The organism is Sandaracinobacter sp. (assembly GCF_041909755.1).
Lineage (GTDB): Bacteria > Pseudomonadota > Alphaproteobacteria > Sphingomonadales > Sphingomonadaceae > Sandaracinobacteroides.
The window spans coordinates 1-7,786 of the sequence record NZ_JAYRCW010000106.1 but is presented as its reverse complement, the minus strand read 5'-3'; the positions used below and the strand labels follow the sequence as shown (position 1 = coordinate 7,786).

At 68.1% G+C, this 7,786-nt stretch carries 10 protein-coding genes and 1 pseudogene; 5 read left to right on the top strand and 6 right to left on the bottom strand.

Features of this window, described 5'->3' with window-relative positions:
* Both ACE3O8_RS11935 and ACE3O8_RS11930 read left to right on the top strand, forming a co-directional pair.
* Positions 1-713 (top strand): annotated as a pseudogene (locus ACE3O8_RS11935) (hypothetical protein); the annotation flags it as partial.
* The gene (locus ACE3O8_RS11930; protein ID WP_374390023.1) at positions 710-1,969 is read left to right on the top strand and encodes a cytochrome P450; all 1,260 of its coding nucleotides are present in this window, start codon (positions 710-712) and stop codon (positions 1,967-1,969) included. The pseudogene ACE3O8_RS11935 and the gene ACE3O8_RS11930, both read left to right, overlap by 4 nt.
* Here ACE3O8_RS11930 and gltX read toward each other — a convergent pair.
* Genes gltX through ACE3O8_RS11905 form a run of 5 tightly spaced genes read right to left on the bottom strand, consistent with a single transcriptional unit; the run spans position 1,966 to position 5,381 of the window.
* Positions 1,966-3,285, bottom strand: a complete 1,320-nt coding sequence (gene gltX / locus ACE3O8_RS11925; RefSeq protein ID WP_374390021.1) for a glutamate--tRNA ligase — start codon at positions 3,283-3,285, stop codon at positions 1,966-1,968. The genes ACE3O8_RS11930 and gltX overlap by 4 nt on opposite strands.
* Positions 3,286-3,328: 43 nt before the next feature.
* Complete coding sequence (locus ACE3O8_RS11920) at positions 3,329-3,724, bottom strand: hypothetical protein (RefSeq protein WP_374390019.1); 396 nt, start codon at positions 3,722-3,724, stop codon at positions 3,329-3,331.
* Entirely contained in the window at positions 3,714-4,433 is a 720-nt protein-coding gene (gene gloB / locus ACE3O8_RS11915) for a hydroxyacylglutathione hydrolase (protein ID WP_374390017.1), read from the bottom strand. Before gloB ends, ACE3O8_RS11920 begins: the two co-directional genes overlap by 11 nt.
* Before the next feature lie 60 nt (positions 4,434-4,493).
* Complete coding sequence (locus ACE3O8_RS11910) at positions 4,494-4,910, bottom strand: VOC family protein (protein ID WP_374390015.1); 417 nt, start codon at positions 4,908-4,910, stop codon at positions 4,494-4,496.
* 18 nt (positions 4,911-4,928) lie between these two features.
* Positions 4,929-5,381, bottom strand: a complete 453-nt coding sequence (locus ACE3O8_RS11905) for an acyl-CoA thioesterase (RefSeq protein WP_374390013.1) — start codon at positions 5,379-5,381, stop codon at positions 4,929-4,931.
* A gap of 68 nt (positions 5,382-5,449) precedes the next feature.
* Between ACE3O8_RS11905 and ACE3O8_RS11900 the strand changes: the two genes are divergently transcribed.
* On the top strand, positions 5,450-6,187 hold the full coding sequence (locus tag ACE3O8_RS11900) for an SIMPL domain-containing protein (protein ID WP_374390011.1): 738 nt from the start codon (positions 5,450-5,452) through the stop codon (positions 6,185-6,187).
* A 9-nt stretch (positions 6,188-6,196) separates the two neighbouring features.
* Here the strand turns inward: ACE3O8_RS11900 and ACE3O8_RS11895 are convergent, their stop codons facing one another.
* Entirely contained in the window at positions 6,197-6,394 is a 198-nt protein-coding gene (locus tag ACE3O8_RS11895; RefSeq protein ID WP_374390009.1) for a hypothetical protein, read from the bottom strand.
* An 85-nt stretch (positions 6,395-6,479) separates the two neighbouring features.
* On the opposite strand from ACE3O8_RS11895, the gene ACE3O8_RS11890 reads away from it, so the two are divergent.
* Both ACE3O8_RS11890 and ACE3O8_RS11885 read left to right on the top strand, forming a co-directional pair.
* Complete coding sequence (locus ACE3O8_RS11890) at positions 6,480-7,316, top strand: class I SAM-dependent methyltransferase (RefSeq protein ID WP_374390007.1); 837 nt, start codon at positions 6,480-6,482, stop codon at positions 7,314-7,316.
* 74 nt (positions 7,317-7,390) lie between these two features.
* A partial coding sequence (locus tag ACE3O8_RS11885) for a hypothetical protein (protein WP_374390005.1) occupies positions 7,391-7,786 on the top strand: 396 nt, incomplete at its 3' end.

Below are 7,786 nucleotides of genomic sequence, written 5' to 3'. Positions count from 1 at the left end.
ATCTGGATGCGTGGGACGAATGGGTCAGCGCCCGCGCCAGGGATCTCGCTGCCACCTGGGACATCGCCGACCTCGATGTCGCCGCCGCGCTGCTGAAGGCAAAGATGGCCGGCCGCTGGCCGGATGGCGTGCCGCTGCTGCTTGCCCCCACGCCAGAGGCGCATGCGCAGTTCAACCAGCGCCTCTCGCCCGGCAGCAAGGACTGGCTGGCGGCCATCACCCATTTCACCTTCCTCGACGATCTCGATGGCGCGAAATGCCCCGTCACCTCGCACATCCGCCGCGCCAACACGCGCGACATGCTGGATCCGCTGTGGGATCGCGCCCCGGCAGACAGGATGGGGTCCGCACTCAACAACCGCCGCCGCATCCTCCGGCGCGGCCTTCCCTATGGCGGGCGCGGCGATGCGGCGAATGAACATGGCATCGTGCTGCTGGCCCATTGCGCCAACCTGTTCCGCCAGTTCGAATTCGTGCAGCAGCAGTGGATGAACTATGGCCTTGATTTCAACGCCGGGAACGACAGCTGCCCGATCGTGGGCAACCATCCGCCGGGCGCCCGCTTCGTGATCGCCGCGCCGGATGACACGAAACCCCCGTTCGTCGCATCAGGCCTGCCGCAGTTCGTTTCCACACGGGGCGGGGACTATTTCTTCGCGCCCTCGATGACGGCGCTCAGGATGATCGGAACCGGCGTGGTGGACCCGACATGAGCTGGTTCAGCCGTTTTCAGGCCGCGATCGACGGGGTTGCCGGGATCGGGGCCGGGGTGATTGCCGCAAAGGGCGGGGTGAAGGCGCGGATCGCCGCCGTCCTCACGAGCCCCGCCGGCCAGCGCGACGCCATGGCGGTGCTGCGCTTTGCCAAACCCCGGCTGCACCTGAAGCAGAACCTGATCCGCTGCTATGAAGCGGACGGCTCGCTGCTGCTCACGCGCGCGGCCGATTTCCACGCCGTCATCGAACGGCAGGCGGATTTCGAAGTCGTCTATGGCCCGCGCATGCGGATGCTGACGGGCGGGCGCGATTTCTTCCTTGGAATGCAGGACGGGGCCGATTACCGCCGCGATACAGACGCGATGCGGTCCATCGTGAAGGCCGACGATCTCGTGCCGGTGCTTGCGATGGCGCGGGCAGAGGCCGCCACCGCGCTGGCAGGCACCTCAGCCGATCTGCCGCCGATGCTGTCGGCGCGGATCCCGGCGCTGATGGTCCAGCAGTATTTCGGCGTGCAGATGGAAACGGAGCAGCTGATCGCAGACGCGACGGCGATGTTCCATTTCCTGTTTTCCGATCTTCAGGCCGATCCGAAGGTCACGGCCGCGGCCATGGCCGCGAAGGACCGCGTGAACGCCGCGATCGACGCCAGCAAGTCAGGCGCCGGGCCGGAAACCCTGCTGGGCCGCGCCGTCAGGGCCGGGGCGGCGGGCAATTCCGCCTTCGATGCGGATGGCATCCGCGCCAACATCATCGGCATCGTCATCGGCGCGATCCCCACCCTTTCAAAGGCCAGTTGCCTCGCCGTGGAGGAGCTGCTGCGCCGCCCCGCCGCACTGGCGAAGGCCCGGACGCTCGCCGCCGCCGGAGACGAAGCGGGCGTGGCGGATCATCTGTGGGAAGCGCTGCGCTTCTCGCCGGTGAACCCGATCCTCTATCGCCGCGCGCACACCGACACCCGCATCGGAGAGACGGAGGTGGCGGCGGGCACGATGGTGCTGGCTGCGAACCTGTCCGCCATGTTCGACGAGGCGGTTGTGCCCCACCCGAACCGCTTCATCCCCGGCCGCCCCTGGGGCGTCTATGCGCTGTGGGGCGAAGGCCTGCACCTGTGCTGGGGGGATCGCATCAACAAGGCGATCCTGCCTGCCATGCTGACCCCGCTGCTGGCGAAACCGGGGCTCCGGCAGATCAGCGCGCCCGATGGGGAAGGAACGCCCTTCCCCCGCCACTATCGGCTGGCCTGGGGCTAGGCCCCCAGCCGCTTCAGCGCCTCGTCGCGGCCGATCAGCGGGAGCAGCGCGGCCATGTCGGGACCGTGCGGCTGGCCTGTCAGCGCCAGCCGCAGCGGCATGAACAGCGCCTTGCCTTTGCGGCCGGTGGCGGACTTCAGCGCGTCGGTCAGCGCCGCCCAGACGCCATCATCGAAGGGCAGGGCGGCCAGCGCCGCCGCCGCGTCGCGCACATAGGCGCCGTCATCCGCCTCCAGCGCCGGGGCGGCCAGCGGGCCGTGGATCACGGTTTTCCACTGTTCGGCCTCGGCCACGCTGGCGATGTTTCCGCGCACGGCGTTCCATTCCGCTTCCGTCAGCGTCGTGCGCCCGGCCACCGCCGAATGGGGCGTATGGTGCAGGATGGAGGCGTTCAGCCGTTCCAGTTCCGCCTCGTCGAAACGGGCGGTTGCCCGGCCCAGGTGGCTGATGTCGAAGGCGGCCAGCAGCGGCGCGTCGCTCGTGACCGGCTCCACGGGCTGGCTGGTGCCCAGCCGTGCCAGCAATGCCTTCACGGCGATGGGCTCGATGCCCCGATCGCGGAACTCGGAAACGCCGATGGAACCCAGGCGCTTCGAAAGCGCGCCGTCGGCGCCCGTCAGCAGGGCGGCATGGCCGAACAGCGGCGCAGGCTTGCCCATGGCGGCGAACATCTGCAGCTGGATGCCGGTGTTCGTCACATGGTCCTCGCCACGCACGACATGGGTGATCCCCATGTCCACATCGTCAATCACGGAGGGCAGCATATAGAGCCAGCTGCCGTCGGCCCGGCGGATGACGGGGTCGGACAGCGAGGCCGGGTCGATCTTCGACGGGCCGCGGATCAGGTCGTCCCATTCGTGCGGCAGGGCCGCGTCCAGCCGGAACCGCCAGTGGGGTTTGCGCCCCTCTGCCTCGAACCGTTGGTGATCCGCGTCTGTCAGCTGCAGCGCGGCGCGGTCATAAACGGGCGGTAACCCGCGCCCCAGCAGCACCTTTCGCTTAAGGTCCAGCTCTTCCGGCGTCTCATAGGCGCGATAGGCGTGGCCGGCGGCGGCGAGCGCGCCGAGCACCTCTTCATAGCGGGCCATCCGGGCGGATTGCTTTTCCTCCGCGTCCGGGGCCATGCCCAGCCATTGCAGGTCGTCGCGGATGGACTGGGCGAATTCCTCGGTGGAGCGCGCGGTGTCGGTGTCGTCCAGGCGCAGGATGAAGCGGCCGCCGGCCTGCCGGGCCAGCAGCCAGTTCAGAAGCGCGGTGCGGACATTGCCGACATGCAGACGGCCCGTGGGGGACGGGGCGAAACGGGTGACGATCATGCGCGCCCCCCTAGTCGCCCGCGCGGGAACTGGCAAATGCGCGCTACTTGAAGCGCGTGCCCTTGGGCACCTCCACCGGCGTGAACTGGCCCAGCGCGCAGGCGCCATAATTGATCCGCGACATCGGCTCCACCACGTCGAACTGGTCCAGCGCGCAATATTGGCTGCCCATCAGCCGGAACGCCAGGATCCTGTCAGCCCGCATGGATGGGCATCGCGTCCGCAGGTCGTTGCGGTACCAGCGCGATCCGGCGCGGAACATCAGCACCGAATCCCCGACCGGCGTCGTTGAAACCTGCGGGGTGCTGGAAATGCAGTTGCGCGGCTCGCCGGTCGCCTTCAGCGTGGCGGGATCGGTGAGGGGTACCTTGTCTTTCGCCACCGCCGCGCCCGGCATGGCCAGCAGGGCAGCTGCGATCATCAGGCTGTCAAAACGCATCCTTGGCTCTCCTCCGCGCCCCCAGTTCCTCAACGTCCCGCGCCCGTACGAACGGGTTGGTTTCCAGCTCCTCGCGAAGCCGGAACGGCACGGTGGGCTGCCCTTTCGCCCGCGCCGCCTCCACCGATGCCATGCGCGCGGCGAGCGCCCGGTTTTCGGGTTCCACCGTGATCGCGAAGCGGGCGTTCGACAGCGTATATTCGTGCGCGCAGCACACCCGCGTATCGGCGGGCAGCCCCTTCAGGCGGGACAGGGCTGCAAACATGTCGTCCGCCGTTCCTTCGAACAGGCGGCCGCAGCCCATGGCGAACAGCGTGTCGCCGGGGAACAGCAGCCCGGCTTCCGCGAAATGATAGGCGATATGCCCGGCCGTATGCGCCCCCACGAACAGCACGTCCGCGACAAGGCTGGACATTTCCACGCGGTCGCCGTCGTCCACCGCCAGATCCAGGCCGGGGATGCGCGCCGCTTCCCGCGCTGGGCCGATCACCGTGCAGCCCGTTGCGGCCTTGATGGCAAGATTGCCGCCCACATGATCGGGATGCCAGTGGGTGTTCAGGATATGGGTGATGGAAAGCCCCGCTGCGCCTGCCGCCGCCAGCACCGGGTCAGCGGTTGCCGGGTCGATCACCGCCGCCCGGCCGTCGCCATGGGGCAGCAGCCAGACATAGTTGTCCGACAGGGCGGGAATCCGGATCGGCTCAGCCATGGCGCCATTCTACGCCCATGGCGGATGAACCGCCAGTTGACGGACCCGATACCAGCCGCGTCACCAGCTGCCGATATTGGGGGCAGACGCCCAGGGCTCGGCCGGCGCCAGCCGCTCGCCTATCTGCAGCAGCTCGATGGAAATGCCGTCGGGCGTCCGCACGAAGGCCATGTGCCCGTCGCGCGGGGGGCGGTTGATGGTCACGCCATTGTCGGCAAGCCGCTGGCAGGTCGCGTAGATGTCCTCCACCGCATAGGCCAGATGTCCGAAGTTGCGGCCGCCCGCGTAGCCGGCCTCGTCCCAATTGTGGGTCAGTTCCACCTGCGCCGATTCGTCGCCGGGCGCCGCCAGGAAGATCAGGGAAAAGCGCCCCGCCTCATTGTCCATCCGGCGGATTTCCTTCAGCCCCAGCAGGTTGAAGAATCGGATCGTCGCGTCCGGGTCGGAAACGCGGATCATGCTGTGCAGATATTTCACGGGCGGGGTCCTCGGCTGTCAGGCGGATTTCAGCGGTCGTCCCTCATATAGCTCCAGCAGCTTCACGATCCAGTCCGGCACGGGCGCCGGCCGGCCGCGCGCCTCGGCCACATGCACCTGGATCGTTTCCCCGCCGGCGCGCAGATCCTCGCCCGCCTCGCCGTTCGCCAGTCCGTGGATCTCCAGCTCGACCGCCATGGAGGACCGGCCGATCCGCCCGGTGCGCACGCAGATCAGGATTTCCTCGTCCAGCAGGATCGGCGCCTTGTAGTCCACCGTGGCCCGTGCCAGGTGGAACTCCGCCCCGCCGCTCACGGCGGTGTGCTGGTAGATCCCCACCTCGCGCCAATATTCCGTCAGCGCGATGTCGAAATATTCGAGATACCGGCTGTTATAGACCACGGCCTGCGCGTCGATCTCGGGGTAATGCACCCGCTTGCGCCAGGCGAAGCGGAAGTCGGAACGGGGCATGCGGCACTCTCCTCGGGCGGAAGGGGTTGCGGCCCGGGGCCTTGCTGTCAAGCGCGGGAACGCGCAGCATGGCATCACATGTGGCGGAGGTGACCGGGATGGACTGGCGGAATTCCACGAGCCTGTCGGGCGCGCTGATCGGCGCGGGCCTCGCGCTGGCGGGGCTGCTGATGGCGTCCGGCCTGTCCAGCATCCGGCGCGGCGAATCGGTCGTGACGGTGCGCGGCGTGGCCGAGCGCGACGTGCAGGCGGACCTTGCCACCTGGGTCATCGCCACCCAGGCCAACGGATCGGATCTGGGCGTCGTCCAGGCAAAGTCCGACGCGGACGCCGAAGCAGTGCGCGGATTCCTCGCCGCGCACGGCTTCACGGCGGCGGAAATCCAGCCGCGCGGCTCGTCCGTCAGCCAGTATATGGACAATTCGCTGGGGCGGCTGAACATCACCATCCGCCAGCGCATCCTGGCGCGGACGACGGACATCGGCCGGATGGAAAAGGCCTTCGCCAGCCAGGCCGAAATCATCCGCAAGGGCGTCGCGCTCGACAGCGACGGCGGCGGGGGCGTCACCTACAGCTTCACGAAGCTGAACGAGGTGAAACCCGCCATGATCGCCGAGGCCACGAAGAGCGCGCGGGAGGCGGCCGGCCAGTTCGCGCGTGACAGCGATACGAAGGTGGGCGGTATCCGGCAGGCGACGCAGGGCCTGTTTTCCATCACGGGCCGCGATGGGGAGGCCGGGATCGGCACCGACACGCCCTACCAGAAGGTCCGCGTCGTCACGACGATCGATTATTTACTGGAATAGCCCGCCGGGTCAGATGGGCCAGCCGTCTCGCCACAGGATCGCCATATGGCCCAGAAGGCCGATCAGCGCGATCGCGGCGGCGATCATCACATAATCCCACGGCAGGAACGAAAGCCGGCCGATGCTGCGCCGCGCCTGCAACCAGCCCGCCAGCAGCAGGGTGCCCGATGCCAGCCCTGCCAGCAGGAGAGAGAGTTTCCAGCCCATTGTCTTGCGGTTAACTGGTGATCGCATATGAAGCGTGCAAGGCGCGCGGGCGCGCGCAGCTGCAGATAGTTCCGGGAGATTGCCGATGCTTCGCATTCCAGCCGCAGCCCTTCTGGTTGCCATGTCGCTTTCCGCACCCGCCGTCGCAGAGAAGGCCTCGAAGGCTGAGGCGGACACCGCTGCCGCGATCGACAAAGCCCTCGCCGGCACCCATCGCAGCGACGCGAACCGCGCACGCGACCAATATCGCCATCCGAAGGAAACACTGCTGTTCTTCGGCCTCCGGCCCGGCATGACGGTGGTGGAAATCACCCCCGGCGCGGGCTGGTACAGCGAAGTGATCGCGCCCGTGCTGGCGGGCAAGGGCCGCTATGTCGCCGCCCACAACAACCCCCTGGGCTCGCCAAACGCCCAGCGCCAGCGCGCCGCCTTTATCGACAAGCTGAAGGCGAACCCGGACCTGTTCGGCGCCGTCGCCGTCACCAGCTTCGGCAAAGGGATTGAATCCAACATCGCCGCTCCCGGCTCGGCCGACATGGTGCTGACGTTCCGCAACGTCCACAACTGGCAGATGGCCGGCTTCGCGCCGGATGCCTTCAAGGCCTTCTACACCGCGCTGAAGCCGGGCGGCATCCTCGGCGTTGTCGATCACCGCCTGCCCGAAGACCGGCCCGATACCGAGGCGACGCGCCGGTCCGGCTACATGAAGCAGAGCGAAGTGATCCGGCTGGCGGAAGCGGCTGGCTTCAAACTGGTGGGCAGCAGCGAGGTGAATGCCAATCCGAAGGACACCGCGGATTATCCCAAGGGCGTCTGGACGCTGCCGCCCAACTTCACCCTGGGCGATACCGACCGGGCGAAATATGCGGCCATCGGGGAGAGCGACCGGATGACGCTGAAGTTCGTGAAGCCCGCGAACTGACGGGGGGCGGGTTCACAGCCGGTTAAAGCCGACCTGACCATGTCCCCGCCCATGTTTTCCGCCTCCGCAGCCCCGTGAACCCCTGGCGCGCCCTTGCCGGATCGCTGTGCGCGCTCGCCGCGCTGGCGCTGCCGCCGCCGGCTGCCGCGCAGGTGGGGGTCGTGCCGGTGCGGCCGATGCCGCCGGCTGACCGCGATGGCTGGGTGGCGGGCAAGCCCAGCAGCAAGGCCTGCATCGACACCTCCCGGATTGCGGGCGCGATCCTGATCGACGCCCGCACGCTGGACGTCACGATGCGGGGCGGCAAGCGCTGGCGGCTGACGCTGGCGCAGCAATGCCCGCAGCTCAGCTATTATGGCGGATTCTATTATCAGCCGCGTGTGCCCGGAAAATTCTGCGCCGGCAGCGATCGCATCATCAGCCGGGCCGGCGGTGCCTGCCGGGTCAGCACGATCAGCGAACTGAGGCCC